The sequence below is a fragment of the Prevotella sp. HMSC073D09 genome, from assembly GCF_001814145.1.
Classification (GTDB): Bacteria; Bacteroidota; Bacteroidia; order Bacteroidales; family Bacteroidaceae; genus Prevotella; species Prevotella conceptionensis.
Genome location: NZ_KV815055.1, coordinates 29,328 through 47,744 on the forward strand (window position 1 = coordinate 29,328; position 18,417 = coordinate 47,744).

General features: G+C 50.6%; 11 protein-coding genes. All 11 read left to right on the forward strand.

The features are described from left to right. Window positions 1-316 precede the first annotated feature (316 nt). The 11 genes from HMPREF2955_RS03040 (at window position 317) to HMPREF2955_RS03090 (ending at window position 17,943) form a co-directional block, all read left to right on the forward strand. The gene (locus HMPREF2955_RS03040; RefSeq protein WP_070720840.1) at window positions 317-2,575 is read left to right on the forward strand and encodes a TonB-dependent receptor family protein; all 2,259 of its coding nucleotides are present in this window, start codon (window positions 317-319) and stop codon (window positions 2,573-2,575) included. Between the two features lie 95 nt (window positions 2,576-2,670). Next, window positions 2,671-5,997, forward strand: a complete 3,327-nt coding sequence (locus HMPREF2955_RS03045) for a SusC/RagA family TonB-linked outer membrane protein (protein ID WP_210401266.1) — start codon at window positions 2,671-2,673, stop codon at window positions 5,995-5,997. Window positions 5,998-6,057: 60 nt separating this feature from the next. Beyond that, window positions 6,058-7,578: a RagB/SusD family nutrient uptake outer membrane protein gene (locus tag HMPREF2955_RS03050; protein WP_070720847.1), complete on the forward strand. Its 1,521-nt coding sequence runs from the start codon at window positions 6,058-6,060 to the stop codon at window positions 7,576-7,578. A 31-nt stretch (window positions 7,579-7,609) separates the two neighbouring features. Next, window positions 7,610-8,578, forward strand: coding sequence for a putative zinc-binding metallopeptidase (locus tag HMPREF2955_RS03055; protein WP_070720848.1), 969 nt, complete (start codon window positions 7,610-7,612; stop codon window positions 8,576-8,578). Continuing rightward, the gene (locus HMPREF2955_RS03060) at window positions 8,568-9,602 is read left to right on the forward strand and encodes a DUF4302 domain-containing protein (protein ID WP_070720850.1); all 1,035 of its coding nucleotides are present in this window, start codon (window positions 8,568-8,570) and stop codon (window positions 9,600-9,602) included. The genes HMPREF2955_RS03055 and HMPREF2955_RS03060 overlap by 11 nt, the downstream gene beginning before the upstream one ends. 28 nt (window positions 9,603-9,630) lie before the next feature. Continuing rightward, entirely contained in the window at window positions 9,631-10,251 is a 621-nt protein-coding gene (locus HMPREF2955_RS03065; RefSeq protein ID WP_070720852.1) for a hypothetical protein, read from the forward strand. A 36-nt stretch (window positions 10,252-10,287) separates the two neighbouring features. Beyond that, window positions 10,288-11,457 (forward strand): DUF4856 domain-containing protein, encoded by a 1,170-nt coding sequence (locus HMPREF2955_RS03070; protein WP_070720854.1) that lies wholly within the window; start codon window positions 10,288-10,290, stop codon window positions 11,455-11,457. 38 nt (window positions 11,458-11,495) lie between these two features. Further along, window positions 11,496-12,647 (forward strand): fibronectin type III domain-containing protein, encoded by a 1,152-nt coding sequence (locus HMPREF2955_RS03075; protein ID WP_070720858.1) that lies wholly within the window; start codon window positions 11,496-11,498, stop codon window positions 12,645-12,647. Between the two features lie 3 nt (window positions 12,648-12,650). After that, a complete protein-coding gene (locus HMPREF2955_RS03080; protein WP_070720861.1) occupies window positions 12,651-13,580 on the forward strand; it encodes a hypothetical protein in 930 nt (309 codons plus the stop codon). Window positions 13,581-13,629: 49 nt separating this feature from the next. Continuing rightward, window positions 13,630-15,153 (forward strand): leucine-rich repeat domain-containing protein, encoded by a 1,524-nt coding sequence (locus HMPREF2955_RS03085; protein WP_070720862.1) that lies wholly within the window; start codon window positions 13,630-13,632, stop codon window positions 15,151-15,153. Window positions 15,154-15,450: 297 nt separating this feature from the next. Continuing rightward, window positions 15,451-17,943, forward strand: a complete 2,493-nt coding sequence (locus HMPREF2955_RS03090) for a YfhO family protein (RefSeq protein ID WP_070720865.1) — start codon at window positions 15,451-15,453, stop codon at window positions 17,941-17,943. Window positions 17,944-18,417 lie beyond the last annotated feature (474 nt).

The window sequence follows — 18,417 nt, forward strand, 5'->3', positions numbered from 1 at the left end:
ACCTTTTCACCTTTTCACCTTTTCACCTTTAAAGTCCCATCTATCTAAAATACCGAGAAATAATGATTGTATAAAAGTTAATTATTTATTAATTTTGCACCCGAAAATAAATAAACGAACAAAAAGGAACCATTCATCAACTGTTTTTACTGACATTATCTACTTGACAAACAAAGGCTTTTGCCACTAACTACAACGCTGCGCCTGCCAACAACCGAGAGGGGGAAAAGCGTGGTTAGTCCACGTCTGCGGGCGTAGGAATGAAGAATGCCTGTCGAGAAATACTGTCAGAAAACAAACAGAATACCCAAAAATCATGATGCGTCAAACATTCAGGACGAAATTTCTTATCGCTCTTGCAACCCTTGCGCTTGCCATCTTTACCACTGCCCAAGCCCAAGAACCAACCAAGAGCAAGGCTATGACCGACTCTACACACCGCATCCGCGAAGTGGTGGTGCACTCCAACCAAATGTTGGGCAGCAAGTTCGAGGCTCGCAACCGTACGGGGTCGGCCTATTACCTATCGCCCACCGAACTGGCTAAGTTTGGTTACACCGACATCAACCGCATGCTTAAAAGCGTTCCCGGCGTAAACGTGTACGAGGAAGACGGCTTTGGACTTCGCCCCAACATCAGTTTGCGCGGTACGAAGGCCGAACGTAGCGAACGTATCTCGCTCATGGAAGACGGTGTACTGGCTGCACCTGCCCCATACGCAGCACCTGCCGCCTACTATTTCCCCAACGCCGCCCGCATGTATGCCATCGAAGTGCTTAAAGGCAGCAGCCAAGTGCAATACGGTCCGTTTACAACGGGTGGTGCAATCAACATGGTTTCTACGCCCATTCCCCAACGATTGTGGGGCAAGGCGCAAGTTTCGTATGGCAGTTACAACACCCTGAAATCGTATGCAGGCTTTGGCAACCGCCACAAGCACGTGGGTTATATGGTAGAATACCTGCGTTACCAATCGAAAGGCTTTCGCCGTGATGAGCCAGACAACCGCACGGGTTTTAAACGCAACGACCTAATAGCCAAGGTTTCGGCACAAACCGACAACGACGAAGGCGTAAACCACCTCTTTGAACTTAAATTCGGCTTTGCCAACGAAACCTCCGACGAAACCTACGTTGGCCTTTCGGAAACCGATTTCGCACAACGCCCTTACTTTCGCTACGCAGGCGCACAACGCGACCAGCTTACCACGCGCCACACACAATGGGTTGGCACCTACATCATAGAGAGAGCCAACAAGTGGAAGATAACCACTAACCTCTACTACAACCACTTTTTCCGCAATTGGTACAAGCTAAGCGATGTGCGGGCAGGCTACACCAAGGCCGAAAAACGTTCTATTGCCAGCGTGCTTACCGACCCCGAAACCAATAAAGACTACTTCGACATCCTTACTGGCGCAAAAGATTATCTGGGCGAGGCCCTGATGGTGCGTGCCAACTACCGCACATACCACTCGCGAGGCATACAAAGCAAGGCCGAATATCGCACCATGCTCTTCGGCGGATACTTCACCGCCGAGGCCGGCCTGCGCTATCACGCCGACAGCGAAGACCGCTTTCAGCAGGATGATGCCTACGCTATGCAGCAAGGTAAGATGAACTTGTTCCTCGCAGGTATGCCAGGAAGTCAGGCAAACCGCATCACCACGGCCCACGCATGGGCTGGATACGCCTTAACCAAGTGGGCCAAAGACGCGCTAACCCTAACGTTGGGCGTTCGTTACGAAGATGTTGATCTGCTAAAACGCGACTATACCACCGCCGATCCGCGCCGCACGGGTATGGTTCGCATCGAAACGCCCAACCACGCACGAGCCTTCTTGCCCGGGTTAGGCGTTAGCTATCGCCTGCTACCCGTGCTTTCGGCTTTCGGCGGCGTGCATAAAGGGTTCGCACCACCCAGTGCCACCCTCTACCAAAAGGCCGAAAGCAGCGTAAACCTCGAAGCGGGATTGCGCCTTACCACCAATAACTTGAAGGCAGAGGCCATCGGTTTTTACAACAACTACGACAACATGCTGGGCAGCGACCTTGCCGCACAAGGCGGACAAGGCACACTAGACCAATTTAACGTGGGCAAAGCCGTGGTGAAAGGTCTTGAACTGATGTTGCATTATCAACCCCTACCCCGTCATTGGGGCGTGCAATTGCCCTTGCAGTTGTCGTACACCTACACCGATACCGAGATGCGAAACACATTCAGTAGCGAGTCGTGGGGCGACGTTGTCTATGGCGACGAGATACCTTATATATATAAGCACGCCTTCAATGCCCAGCTAGGCTTTGAGCACAAACGCTTTGAGGCCAACATAGGTGTGCGTATAAACAGCGACATGCGCACCCAACCAGGACAAGGACGTATTGCCGAACGCGAGAAAATTCCCGCTCATGCCATTTTGGATGCATCGCTAAAAGGACACATCAACCGCCATATCACCCTCACACTTAACGCCATCAACCTCACCAACAAGGTTTATTTAGTGTCGCGCCATCCCTCCGGACTTCGCGCAGGCCATCCCCTTGGCATCTATGGAGGCGTGCTTTGGCGACTGTAACCCACACATACAACCCCTCTGTTTAAGCAAACAAACTTATGACAACAAACATATCAACCCCTTTTTACAAAGCGGTGGCACTAACAATCGCATTGATGACCTGCCTACAAGTGGCTATGGCACAAACCGCCAACACCATAACGGGAACGGTGAAGAACGAACAGGGCGAAACCCTAGTGGGCGCCTTGGTGCAAGCCGCAGGCACCACGGAGCGCGCCGTGACCGACATCGACGGACACTTTACCCTTAAAGCCGCCCCTGGCCAAACGCTACAAGTGAGCTATGTGGGCATGACCACCCTGCGAACCAAGGCTCAAGCCAAGCCCATGACTATCGTGATGAAGGCCGATAGCCGAATGGTGGACGAAGTGGTAGTAACTGGTTACCAGAACATTCGCAACCGCGTGTACACCGGTGCAGCCACTTCGGTTAAGATGAACGACATTAAACTGGAAGGTATAGCCGACCTCTCGCGCATGCTTGAAGGGCGTGTGGCTGGTCTTTCCATACAAAACATATCGGGAACGTTTGGTTCTGCACCGCGCATTAACATCCGTGGCGGAGCCTCTATCATCGGTAACGTGCAGCCGCTGTGGGTTATCGATGGTGTGGTTTACGAAGACTTGGTACACCTAAACCTAGACCAACTGGCATCGGGCGATGCTGCCACGCTGGTTGGGTCGGCCGTTGCAGGCCTTAATCCTGCCGACATAGAAGACATTCAGGTGCTGAAAGATGCCTCGGCAACCTCTGTTTACGGTGCGCGCGCGCTCAACGGCGTTATCGTTGTGACCACAAAATCGGGTAAAAGAGAAACGCCCCTGCGCGTAAGCTACGCTACCGAGAACACCATTCGCATGAAACCGCGTTACAGCCAGTTCGACTTGCTGAACTCGCAAGAAACAATGGCCCTCTATCAAGAGATGAACGACAAGGGATATTTTGGGCTCCGCAACGCGCTTTACGGCCGAAGGGCAGGCGCTTACCACGAGTTGTACAGAGGTTTGAGCACCATCGACCCAGCAACAGGCCAATACCAAATAGCCAATACGGCAGGGGCGCGCAACGCCTTTCTGCGCGAAAGGGAATATGCCAACACCGATTGGTTCGACCTGCTCTTTACACTGAACCCCACAACCAACCATTCGCTCACCTTCGCCGGCGGCGGAAAAAACGTGGCAACATACGCCTCTGTGGGCTTTTATCACGATAGCGGTTGGACCATCGCCGACAAGGTTAGCCGCCTAACGGCCAACATCAAGAGCACCTTTTATATTAACGAGAAGATGCGTGCTACGCTTTCGGCACAAGGCAACATACGTTCGCAGAAGGCACCAGGCACAATGCCCCAACGCAAAAACCACACTCTGGGCGTGTTTGAGCGCGATTTCGACATCAACCCCTTCTCTTACGCCCTGGGCACAAGCCGCACGCTGCGCCCATACAACACCGACGGCAGCCTGGCTTACTATCGAAACAACTGGGCTCCGTTCAACATTCTGAACGAATATGCCAACAACAGTACCCATGTAGACGTGCTTGACTTTAAGCTACAAGCCGAAGGCAGCTACCAACTGACGACAGACTTGGCCGTGAAAACCTTGTTTTCAGCCCGTCGTGCCAACACTGTCACCACACACGAGGTTGACGAAGGCTCTAACGTAGTGCAGGCTTATCGCGCCAACGACAACCCTACGGTTGCACAAGAGAACATCTACTTGGTGCGCGACAAGGACAATCCCCTGCTCCAACCAAAGGTTGGGCTTACCCACGGCGGCTTGTTCAACCGCACCGAGACGTCAATGACCAGCTTTCTGGCACGTTTGGCCCTCGATTTCGACAAGCGCATGGGGCAGCACGACTTTAAAGCGTTTGCCTTTACCGAGGTTCGCGCCGCCAATCGCTCCAACCAACCCTTCCAAGGTTACGGCATACAATATGGCAGAGGCAACCAAGTGTACACCAATCCGCTTATCTTCGACAAGCTAACCAACGAAGGCAACAGTTACTTTGGACTGCATAAGCGCAACGAACGCGGCGTAACCTTCTCGCTAAACGGAACCTACGGCTATGCCGGACGTTACGTTTTCAACTTCGTTCTCAACACCGAGGGTTCCAACAGTTCGGGTCGTGGCGCACGTGCACTATGGTTGCCCACATGGAACGTTGGTGCCAAGTGGAACATCGACCAAGAAAAGTTCCTTAAAAACCATGCTTGGATTTCGCGCTTAGCACTTCGCGCCAGTTACGGACTTACCGCCAAGATGAACGAAGAGGCCATCAACGCCAACGCCGTTTACCAAAGCGGCATCGTAAACCGCTACCATTTTAACAACCGCGAGAACAAACTCAACATCAAACATCTTGAAAATCGCGACCTGACATGGGAAAAAATGTACGAGCTGAACTTGGGTGTTGAACTGGGAATGTTCAACAATCGCATCAGCACAACCATCGACTTGTACCAGCGCAACACGTTCGACCTCATCGACCTTGTACGCACTTCGGGCGTTGGAGGCCAGTACTACAAGTACGCTAACTTTGGCGACATGCGCACCAGAGGCGTAGAACTGGGCCTACACACCAAGAACATCGTTGCCGACAAGTTCTCTTGGACCACCAGTCTTACGCTTAGTGCCATGCATCAAAAGATTACTCGCTTGCTAAACACGCCCAATGCTTTCGACATGGTGGCAGGACGAGGCCGCGGAAACATCGTGGGTTATCCCAAGGGTTCGCTCTTTTCGTACAACTTTCAAGGGCTAGACGGCAACGGATTACCCACTTTCAACTTCGGCCGCTACCCTTCTAGCCAGAACGCTTACGCTAAAAACGCAGGCGCCGACTTTCTAGACACGCAGTATGCAAAGAGCTATCTCATCTACCACGGCCCCATCGAACCGCAGGTTTTGGGCGGATTGAACAACACTTTCAAGCTAGGCGCGTGGGAGTTGTCGTTCTTTCTCACCATGCAGGCAGGCAACAAGATAAGGCTCAACCCAACATTCGACCCCGACTTTGCCGACCTCAACGTCTTCTCAAAGGAGTATTACAACCGCTGGCTCAACCCTGGCGACGAGCTACATACGGATGTTCCCACGCTACCATCGCAAGAACTCATCGCCAAAGTGGGCAAAGAGAACATCGAGAAAGCGTATAACACCTACAACTTTTCGCAAAATCGCGTGGCCGATGGCAGTTTCGTGCGTATGAAGAACATCTCGTTGGGCTACACATGCACGCCTGCTTTGCTCAAAAAGTTGCGCTTGCACGCTGCATCCTTGCGACTCAACGTCACCAATCCCTTCCTCATCTATGCCGATAGCAAGCTGAAAGGGCAAGACCCAGAGTACTATCGCACGGGCGGTGTGTCGCTCCCCACACCCCGTCAGTTCACTGCCACGCTCAACTTAGGGTTCTAAACAGCGGTCGAACATACGATATAAACCCCACCAACATAACGAAAATCACTCCATATATAAATGAAGAATAACATCTTGCTACTGGCGTTGCTCGCGCTGTTTACAGCCTGCAACGACTTTCTGGACCAAAGTCCCGACTCCGATCTCGATGTAGCCATCGACACGGAAGACAAGATTGCCGAGCTACTTACGGGCGCTTACCCCCAAGCCAGCTACATTCCGTTTCTCGAACCACGTACCGACAACGTTGAGGAACGACCCAACGGCGTGCATTCGCGACTGAACGAGGCCATGTTTTTTTGGGAAGACTACGACCAAGAAGATCTAGACACGCCCCTAAACTATTGGAATGCCTGCTACAAAGGTATCGCCCAAGCCAACAAAGCACTGGAATTGCTCTCTACCTACCCCAAAAGTGCACGCGTAAAAGCACTTTATGGCGAGGCGTTCTTGCTGAGAGCCTACCTACACTTCATGCTGGTTAACATCTGGGCACAACCCTATTCCACCCAAAGCACCGACCCTGGTATCCCCTATATCACTAAACCAGAGAAGGAGGCACTGGTAGATTATAAGCGACAAACGGTGAGCGAGGTGTACGAACTGATTGAGAAAGACCTGAAAAGAGGTATAACGCTCGTTGCCGACGAGTATTATAAGCACCCCAAATTCCATTTCAACAAGAAGGCAGCATACGCCTTTGCCACGCGTTTCTACCTCATGAAGGGCGACTGGGAACAAGTGGTAGCCTATGCCGACTATGTACTTGGCGGCGACCCTAAGACCCAATTGCGCCCTTGGCGTACGTATGCAAACGAGTTAGAGTTCAGACATCAAGACCTGTTTCGTCGCTACACGGCCACCGACGAGCCTGCAAACCTCTTGCTAACCACCACCGAGAGCCGCTTGGCACGTACCCTTCCCACCGAGAAATATGGCTCTACGTTCAACATTGTAAACAAAGTGTTCGCCCAAAAAGGCATTGAGGGCGGTGGCGATTACGAGAAAATGAATTTCATCGGCACCTATATATTCACCTCTGGCGTACTTGGTGTGCCATCAAGTAGGTACTTAGCCAAGTTCGATGAATTGTCTACCACCGAGAGTGTAGGCAGCAAACCGCGTGGATTGTACGTCACCAACGTGCTGTTTACTGTCGATGAGGTGCTGCTCAACCGCATGGAGGCACACGCCATGCTAAGAAACTACACCAAATCCATCGACGATTTGCTGCAATACATGCAAGGAAAGTTTGGCTTTATGCCTTCTATCGACCGCGACGTGTACACAACGACCAACCGCAACAACTACAAAACATACACGCCCTTCTACGGAATGACCCTCAAACAGTTGGCCTTGGTGAAAACCATCGTTGGCTTTCGCCAACAAGAATTCTTCCAAGAAGGCCTGCGTTGGTTCGACCTTCGCCGCTTTCATATCGCAGTAAAACGCTCGTCTAAAAGCACCTACTACTTCCCTTTGGAGAAAAACGACCCGCGAAAGCTGTTGCAAATACCAGCCGAAGGCATCAACCGAGGCTTGGAACCCAACCCACGCGAGCGCAACGAACCCTTACATTAAAAGGCTTTTAACGCAAAAAGAACTATAAACGATGAATATAAAGAACATTATCTGCCTGTTGTTGCCATGCCTTTTGCAGGCCTGCACCAACGAATCGCTCAGTGAGCAAAGCGTGGTGGATGCAGGATCGGCGCAAACCCCACAGACAGAGCTAGACCATTGGATAGCCGACAGCATAACCGCACCTTATAACATTGAGGTGGTTTACCGTTGGCAGAAGAACGCCAACACAGGTACAACCTTCGTTTCGCCACCAAAACCCGACAACGTGAAGGCCATTTTAAGGGCCGTTCGCGAACTATGCTTTGAGACTTATCGACAAGAAAACCTTGGAGGAGACCACTTCCTGCAAGGTAAAACACCCCTACGAATATATCTATATGGTGGGAAGAACGTAGACGAGAACGGCGTTGAACTGCTCAACAACCCACAGCTCACGCCCTCGGAGATGTGCATCTTCCGCGTAGACGACTTCAAAGCAGGCGACACCGACAAGATGTATGCCCTCATGCGCAGCGTTCATCACCAGTTTGCACGTCGTTTGGCAGAGCTTGTGGCCTACGATCGCGACAAGTTTACGGCCATAAGCGGACATCGCTACACGGGTTCGACCGAACCTTTGGCCGCTCCCTTGGGCTACTCGAAGAAAGAAAAAGACTACTTCGGACTAGCCGATTATGCCAATAAACGCGGCTTTTACACCATGCAAGCCTTTCTTTCGGCCGAAGACGACTTTGCTGAAATCATCAGTTCAACCCTCTGTGCCACACCCAAAGAGGTGAACGATGCCATCAATACAGCGCAAACTCCCGACCAAGACAGCGACCCCGAGGTACAGCAACAATACAACAAAGAGGCCGAACAAGCCTATAAAGAGATTGTGGCTAAGCAGGCTTTTGTGGAACAATACATGCAAAAAAGCCTGCACATCAACTTAAAGCAGTTGCAGATTACCAGTCTGCGCCGCATAAACAACTACATCAAACAACATGCACAGTAAAACCAAAGCTTGGCTAACAGCCATCATCGTAACGTTACTTACGGCTTGCGATGCCAGTCAAGACGTCTTCGACCGCTCGCCGGCACAGCGTAATGCAGAGAGCATTGCCGCCTTGAAAGCCGAACTAACCAGTGCCGAGCATGGTTGGCGAGTGCTGTATTTCCCACGAACCGACTCGTTGCTCTTCTCCAATCCATCAGAATTAATTCCACAATTCGGTTACCGCGGACGATACGGCTATGGTGGAGACAGTTTCACCATGCGGTTTAACGCCGACAACACGATGGAGATGAAGGCCGACTTCACCCAACAAACTGCCTCCACACCACAGAAAAGCGAATATCGCGTGGGCCGAAACAGCTTCACACAGCTGAGTTTCGTCACCCGTAACTACGTGCATCAGTTGGTTAACGATGCCTTTCGCGCCTCTTACGATTGGCTGTTCATGGGCAAGAACGAAGACGGCGACCTCGTTTTCCGCACTGCCAGCTACCTAGAACCGGCTCGCGAATACATCGTTTTCACCAAACTTGCCAGCGAAGAGCAATGGAAACAAACTGCTGATAGAGCTTTCCAGAACCGCGATTTCTTCGAAAGCATGGTCAATCCACAACTCTCCATTCACCGTGGTAGCCGCATATTCTTCCGCAGCGACGTTTATGTAAAGCGCAACGTTGAGACAAACCAATCCTTATTACGCGAAATCAAGGAGAAGAAATACTACCTCTTTCTCTTTGCGCAGAAGAAAAATCCCATACCAGACTATCCTGCAAAAGAGATTGTTGGATTGGGTTCGGGCTACGCCGGCACAGAGCATGGCATCTCTTTCCGTGCAGGATTACGCTACGACAGCAAAATCATGTTCTTCGATTTCCAACGTGTAGGCCAACGTTTCGTTGCCGAACTGGTAGAAGTTTACGACCCACTCTTTCGCAAAACGCGCCTTGTAAGCAAGCACTTGCACCCCGAAGGCAAGCCAACGGGACTTGTTGCCGAGATTTGGGATGAAGGCGACGACCGCTGATACACCACCTTTAAAACAAACTGAACACATGAACGCAATGAAATATATGCTCTTAGCACTGGTCGCAATGCTTGTAAGCTGCTCGCGTAGCACTGCCGATTATGCCGAAGAAGACTACGACACGCTCTTTCCTTTCACAGGTGTAGAGAAACCCAAGGTCTCTTACGAGGACCAAGTAGTGCAATTGGGGAACCCCGATGCACCCGTTTCCGACTTCGTTTACCCCGGAGTGGAGATAACCAAAGACGTACGAACCTACGATGTTACGCTTACTTGCTCGTTTCGCGAGGTAGATATCTTGGGCAATAACGTGCCAGAGGCCGAACTTGCGTCGCGCTATGTGGTGCGTTATGTGGCTGCAAACCGCTCGCTCACCACCATTGCCACCAACAAAACAAACGAAGATGCAACATCTTTTCTTTCTAATGGTCAGCAACACGAACTGCATTTCAAGGCCAAATCTGGTTTCCCGATGTACCTTTTGGTAAACGGTGTAGGTCCTCGTGGGTCGTCGATAAAGGCCACCATCTCGGCTATTTCCGAAGACGGACTTACCATCGTGAAACCACTTAAAGTGAACGAACACCAAAACGAAGAAGGAATTGGCAAGATAAAAGGCCCATTTTGCGCCTACATCATCTTGCCCTAACCCTCCCCATACACATTATATATACAACGACACCCGATGAACCACAAGATATTCTTGGTGCTTTTGTTGGCGCCACTCGTCTTTTCGTCCTGCAATCGCTGGGAAGGAGAAACCGTTGAATCGGCCTATGTGATGCCTCCCTACCCAGACCCGCAGTACAAATTTGCAAGGAATGGCATCAGCAGTGTAGACTACTTGGAATGCACTTTGCTGCGCGACCCACTCGATTATATTTACGACAGCTACCTTAAAGAGGCCAGAATTGAGAACCGCACACTGCTGGAAACGATGAAGGGCTATTACAATAATGGCGAATTTGGGTTGAAACCGCGCCGCGAACTGTCGGCATCGCCAACCCACAAAGCCGATAGCGCACTCGTAAAGAAAGACGTGGAAGACATCTTCAACCAAGCTGCTACACTCAGCGGAATGGGCAAAGAGGGGCCTGGAACTGCCCGTAACCAAAAGGCAAAGCCTGGAAAAGGCGGATATGTAGGCCGCAACATCGGCGATGTTAACCTCGCTTTTGCCAACGAAAAGGGGCTAGTGGTGGCCGAACTCTTCCAAGGCATCGTCTATGGCGGCATCTATCTCGACAAGATTCTCAACACCCACCTCAACGACAGCGTGCTGAATAGTGAGGCCCTACGCAAAAACCACGAAGAAAACGTGCTCGTTGCAGGCCACAACTACACCGAGTTAGAACACCATTGGGACCTAGCTTACGGTTATTATCAGTTTTGGTTGCCTTACGTTCAGGCTGCCAACACACCCGCTTTACGCCAATCGCGCATCACGCTTTACAACGCTTTTGCAGCAGGAAGGGCAGCAATTACCCAATATCGCTATGCCGACATGTTGCGCCAACAGGCCATTATTCGTGCCGAGCTATCAAAAGTGGCTGCCATAAGAGCCATTAATCTGCTAACGGGCGAAACCACTATGGCCAATATTGATGAGGATGCAGCCAATGCCCTTACCTTCTTGTCCGAGGCATGTGGTGCAGTCTATGCCCTGCAATTCACCATACAGGCATCGGGCAAGCCCCATTTCACCTACAACGAGGTAAAAACGCTCATCGACCAACTAACCGCCGGCAACGGACTTTGGGACAAACAACGGCTCCTTGCCGACACATCCGCCACAGGTTCGCTGCGAAACGTGGCCTGGCAGGTGGCACAGAGGTATGGCATAAGCCTGCAATAAAACCACATATACATTGCCAACACATCAATAAGAACAATATGAAACAACTGCATATCCTTGCCCTCGCGCTTGCCTTTGCACAGGCTGGCACGGCCCAAACACACGAAGAGTTGGTTATCGACGGGGGATTTGAAGTCTATGTTAAGCCTCAAAACGGCAACGAAGGCAGCGGCGAAGGGGGTACTGCACCCTCGTTCGACCCCTACCTCAAACCCCAGTATTGGTATTTCAACTCATCGCTGTCGCGCGAACGCACGAAAACGGCACACAGTGGCAACTACGCCATACGCGTTTTCCCCAATGGCGGGTCGTTCATCGCACGCGATAAAGACTTCAACACACATTATATAAAGGTGCAACCGGGTGCCGAATACGAACTGTCGTACTGGTATCAAGGCACGGTTACCAAGCCCAACATCTTGGTTTACATCGACTGGTATAAGGGCGAACAGCTCATTAAGAAAGAAGAACGGAAGGCACAAAAAGACATGGCCAAAGACTTTACGGGCACATGGAAAAAGAAAACGCTCACTTTTAAGGCACCTGCTGGGGTTGAATCGGCTGCATTGGGTTTCTACATACTGTCTGTATACGAAGACGCCGACGCAGGAAGACATATCCTTATCGACGACATCTCGATGGTAAAAACCAAGGAAGGCGTTGTGCCCAACAAGCCCGAACCACCAGCTAACCTGCATGCCACACCGCAACAGCGAGAGATTGAACTGTCGTGGAACGCTGTGGCTGAAACGGATGTAACCTACGAGATAACCATCAACGGCAAAGCAGCGGCAACCACGAAAGCAACTAAACATGTGGTTACGGGGTTGGAACCAGGCAAAAGCTATGCTTTCAGCGTGAAAACCATCAAAGGCTCGGTTGCCTCGGATGCTTCTACAACCGTGTTGCAAACCACTATGCCCTTAAACTTCGGCGTAAACGACGAAGACCGAATACCTTATCTATATATGGTTCGCGAGCAAGGAACGGCACCCCGCACGCTTCCGCTCTACTATCACGACTTGGCCAACCCCGATGCCAAAATGCTTTATTGGGTAGATGGCCAACCCGTTACACCCACATCTGGCGTTATTACTTTCGGTTCAAAGGGCGAACACACCCTACGCATAGAGATTGAAGAAACGCCGACGCGCAAATGGGAAATAGAATACAAACTAAACGTAGACTAAACGATGACAACACCAATATACAAAACGGCAAGCCGCCTATGCCTTCTGCTGGTTTTCGCGGCTATGGCATTGACTAGTTGCGACAACGCCACAGACACAGAACTTTCGGATATTGCCTTCGGCACCAACAACACCGACTCGGTGGCACTCAACAAGCAATCTACACGCATTGTGTTGCTACGTGGCGGAACGGGAAAATACCAAGCCAACATCGCCGACTCGAAGATGGCAAGCATCTCCATATCGAAAGATACGCTGCGCATCAATGGCTTGCTGGAAGGCGAAACCTACGCCACCATCCTTTCGGGCGACTTTAAGCGCAAACTAAAAATCAGTGTTGTGGTTCCACCCATCAGCATCAGCGACTCCGAAATACGCCTTTATCCACGCGACGAGAGCAAGTTTGTTAGTCTTGCAGGCGGCGGCGACCTCGCCCGCCTCACCATAGACGACCCCGACAGCATACTCAACACCAAATGGAACGCCAAGACTGGCATCCTTGAGATTGCCGCGAGCTACGAAGGCGAGGCCAACATAAAGGCCATTGGCGAAGACGGCCAGTTTAAAACGCTTAAAGTTACCGTTCGTTGCAGCGGGTCGGCACAAAAGGTGGGCGTGTACGGCACCACTTCGCGAAGTATTTATCAACAGATGAACACCGTAATGGCCGTTCGCCGACCGGGTATTGGCGTTTGGCTGATGAATGGCGCACGCCCCGCAGCTGCCAGACGGGTACTTAAAATAAAGCCCGCCATCGTTGCGCCAAAGCTTGGCCAAAAGGTGGAAGTAAGCCTTGGCATGAACTATCCAGAAGAGTTCAGCGGCACGCTCTTACGCGAGGGCAAGCACAAGCTTACGGTTGAAGAGGTGAGAGAACAAAACGTGGTGTTACGAGGCAGAGGTTTTAAACTGGTTCTGCCCTACGAACGTTAACCCCCAAACAAACGATAAACAAATAACCATTTTAATAGATAAACAATACATGTTACAGATTTTTACAAGCAAAAAGCATCTTGCAATCATGGCTTTTGCCATGCTCTGCACCACAGCCAACGCCTTGGAAAAGAGCGTTACGCTGACCGAGGCAGGTACGTTGAGCAACCAAATCACTGGCGACGAGAAGTTAATCATCACCGACTTGACCATCACTGGCCCCATCAACACTGCCGACATCCTCTTTATCCGCCAGATGACTGGTGCGAATAATGGCGACAACGAGCCTATCAACCCAGGCAAGCTACAACGCCTTAACCTGCGCGCCGCAAGTTTCAAAAAGAGTTCTGGTGCGTACTTCTTCAAGAAGAAAGGCCTGTCGAATGTGGGATATGGCATATCAGAAGACAACCTCGTAGACCAATATATGTTCTTTGGTTGCGACCAACTGGTTGAGGTGAAACTGCCAGCCAGCACGCAAAAGATAAACAATAGCGCCTTCTCTGGCTGCTCTAAACTTACCACTTGCGCCATTCCCGTAGCCGTAACCCACATCGGCGACTATGCCTTTGCCAAATGTAAGGCACTAAAAGAAGTGAACATACCGGCCGCAGTGACCTACATGGGCAATGGTGTCTTTACAGACTGCACTGGCATTGAGACCGTAAACTTCAACGACGACTGCCAGGTGAAAGAGATACGTGCACATGCTTTCAATGGTTGCAGCGCGCTGAAAAACGTAAAATTGTCGTCGGGAGTAGAAGAATTAGGCAGCATGGCCTTTGCCAATTGTGCCTCGCTCAACACCTTTACCTTGCCGGCATCGTTCATTGAGAAAGCGGCCGACACCTTTAAAGATACACCCATCAAGAACTACGAAGTGGAAGATGGCATCGAAGGTTTTTCATCTGTCGGTGGTGTGCTGTACAACGAAGACCAGTCGGAGCTGCTACTCTACCCCATCGCACGCGAAGATAAGTCATTCATCGTACCCCAATCGGTGGGCGGCATTGCCGAACAAGCATTTGCAGGTGCAAAAAACCTTACCCACATTACGCTTTCTGAGAGCATTACCAACATCCAATCGAAAACTTTTGCAGGGTCGGGACTTACCGAGATTGTCATTCCTGCCGAAGTAACCTCCATCGGTTCCGAGGCCTTTACGGGCTGCAACGCCCTAACTAGCGTTACGTTTAAGGGCGGTCCTAGCGGCATAGGCGAAAAGGCTTTCTTTGGCACACGCCTCTCCACGGTTACTTTCAACGTGATGAACGCCGCGCCCGAACTAGGCAAACAAGCTTTCTACTTGGCTCGTACACAAACCACCTTCTTTGTTCCAGCCGACAAAGTGGAAACCTTTAAGAATGCCCTTCTCGCAGCAAGTGCCGTGTCGCCTTCTCGATTTGAGGTGAAACCCCTCACCACTTCGTCTATCGAAGGGCTGCAACAAGAAGACAATGCAGCCGAAGTATCGCGTTACAACGCCGCCGGTCAGCGCATCTCTACCCCCGTTCGTGGTCTGAACATCGTGAAGATGGCCAACGGAAAGACCGTTAAAACTGTTGTTAGATAAGGCTGAAACATCGCCATTAAAACATACAACGCCCATTGGTTGTGCCCTTACCCCAATTTGGTAAGCGGCACAACCATTTGTTTTTACGGGGCATCGCATTCACTTCCCTACCCGCTTCCACACCATTTCACCACCCACAAGCAGCATCATCAAAATACTAATGGTCCTCTGCAAGTACGGCCTTTACTCGCCCCTTACCCCATACATTTGCCCTTCTCTGTCAAAATTAACAGCATAAAGGGTGCGAAATACACATATTATATATATCTTTGCAGAACAGATTTTATTTATACCATAATGGAAATACTAAAAAAATACCTGTTCGATGTGGTGGCTGTTGTGGCCTTTGCCGTATTGGCCTACGCCTATTTTGTTCCTGCCACCATAGACGGACGCATACTTTATCAGCACGACAGCGCAGCAGGACGAGGCGCAGGACAAGAGGTGTTGAAGTATAAAGAGAAGACAGGAGAGACTTCCAGATGGAGCAACGCCACGTTTAGCGGCATGCCCACCTACCAAACCTCGCCCTCTTATCCAAGCACAAGTGTGCTTTCGACCGCAACAAAGGCCTACCACCTGTGGATGCCCGACTATGTGTGGTATGTTTTTGCCTACCTTTTGGGCTTTTACATATTGCTACGCGCATTCGATTTCAGACAGTCGTTGGCCGCTCTTGGTGCGGTGATATGGGCTTTTTCAAGCTACTTTTTCATCATCATCGCCGCCGGACACATCTGGAAGGTGATGGCCCTTGCCTATCTGCCGCCCATGATTGCAGGTATTGTATGGGCTTATAGGGGGCAATATGTGCGCGGACTGATTGTCACGGCCGTGTTTACGGCCTTCGAGATATACGCCAACCACGTGCAAATGACGTATTATTACCTCTTCATTATCTTCTTCATGGTTATTGCCTATCTTGTGCAAGCCATCAGGGAGAAACAGTTGGCGCGTTTCTTTAAAGCCACTGCGGCATGTGCCGTTGGCGCAACACTTGCCGTTTGCATCAACCTAACCTCGCTTTACCACACTTGGCAATACGGACAAGAGTCGATGCGTGGTAAAAGCGAACTGGTGAAGAAGAACAACGCCAACCAATCGAACAGCGGATTGGAACGCGACTACATTACGCAATGGAGTTACGGCATCGGCGAAACATGGACGCTCTTGGTGCCAAACGCCAAAGGAGGAGCATCCGTACCCATGTCGGCCAACCCCATTGTACAAGAGAAAGGCAACCCCGAACTGGGCTATCTCTATCAGCAGATTGGCCAATATTGGGGCGAACAGCCAGGCACTTCGGGTCCTGTGTACGTGGGTGCGTTTGTGCTGATGCTCTTCATACTGGGGCTTTTCATCGTGAAAGGTCCGATGAAGTGGGCTTTGGTGGCCGCCACGGTGTTGTCGATTGCGCTCTCGTGGGGTAAGAACATGATGTGGCTAACCGACCTTTTCATCGATTACATGCCGCTATATGCCAAATTCCGCACGGTAGCCTCTATCCTTGTCATCGCCGAATTCACCATTCCGCTGCTTGCGATAATGGCTTTAAAGAAGATAATCGACGAGCCCGAGCTACTCACGCACAAGATAAAATACGTGTATGCAAGCTTTGGACTAACGGCAGGCATGGCCTTGCTGTTCGCCCTTATGCCCAGTGTGTTCTTCGGTTCGTTTGTATCTAGCGACGAGCTGCAAGCCTTATCGCAGTTTCCACAACAGCAGCTCAACCCCATTCTTACCGACCTAACCCAAGTTAGGCAAGCCATATTCAGGGCCGACTGCTGGCGTTCGTTCTGGATTATCGTCATCGGAACCACCTTCTTGCTGCTCTATAAGGCCAAGAAATTGAAGTCTGAGTATCTTGTTGGGGCACTAACGCTGCTGTGTCTTATCGACATGTGGCAGGTAAACAAACGCTACCTGCACGACGACATGTTTGTGGAGGCCTCTGTTCGCGACCAACCACAGCCAATGGACAATACAGACCGACTGATACTGCAAGACAAGAGCTTGGATTATAGGGTGCTGAACTTGGCCTCGAACACCTTTAACGAAAACGAGACTTCGTACTATCATAAGAGTATTGGCGGATACCACGCCGCCAAACTGCGCCGCTACCAAGAGCTGATTGAGGCTTACATCGCCCCCGAAATGCAGGGATTGATGAAATCTGTTGCCGAATCCGGCGGCGACATGACACGCGTAAAGGGCGACTCTATCTATCCCGTTATCAACATGCTCAACGCCAAATACTTTATTCTGCCGTTACAAAACAACCAGAAAGTGCCGCTCCTAAACCCATACGCCTTTGGCAATGCGTGGTTGGTAGACCAAGTGAAGTATGTGGACAACGCCAATGCCGAACTGGATGCGCTGGCAAAACTAAACCTTCGACACGAGGCTGTGGCCGACAAACGCTTTGAAAGTGTGCTGGGAACAAGCGTTCAACAAGGCACCATTGCTAAGGCCGAGCTGAAGAAGTATGCGCCAAACCAACTGCATTACAGCGTAGAGAGCGACAAGGGGGGCGTGTTGGTGTTCTCGGAAGTGTATTATCCGGGCTGGTCGGCCACCATCGACGGGCAGTCTGCCGAGTTGGGTAGGGTGAATTACCTGCTGCGCGCGCTTGCCATAAAGCCAGGTAAGCACGAGGTTGTGCTGAGTTTCTATCCCAAGAGCATCAACCGAACCGAAACCATCGCCTACATCTCTTACGCCGCATTGCTGTTGCTTATTGCCGCAACGCTGTATTTAGATTGGAGAAGAAAGAAGAAGGAAACGTAAAACGCTCATCATAAAACCGCCCCGAAATGCAATACATTTCGGGGCGGTTTTGTATTTGGCTAATGTGTGTTCGGCAAGCGTGTTAGCTAATATCAAGTGTTATACTAATGTTTTTTTTGCACAAGCATTAAGCACCACAACTTTGCCTTATAACTAACAAGTTCACCTCGAAGCCGTCTTTACCTTTTGTATTTCTATAAATGAGGAGGAGTTTGTTCTCTCTGTGATGCCAACACAAGACAAACACCCTTCTCACACACGAAGTACCGGACAAATCAACCCACTAACTCACCAACTCCAAAAAACACCAACTCCTCAACTCAAAAAATCAAAAAACATCCAACTCACCAACTTAAAAACTCACCAACTTAAAAACTTAAATTATTATCTTTTATTTTACAATATCGCTCAAAATTTCACTCCGTTCTAGCGAAAATATGGGCCATAAAGTAGGCAAATCGCCCCTATTTCTAG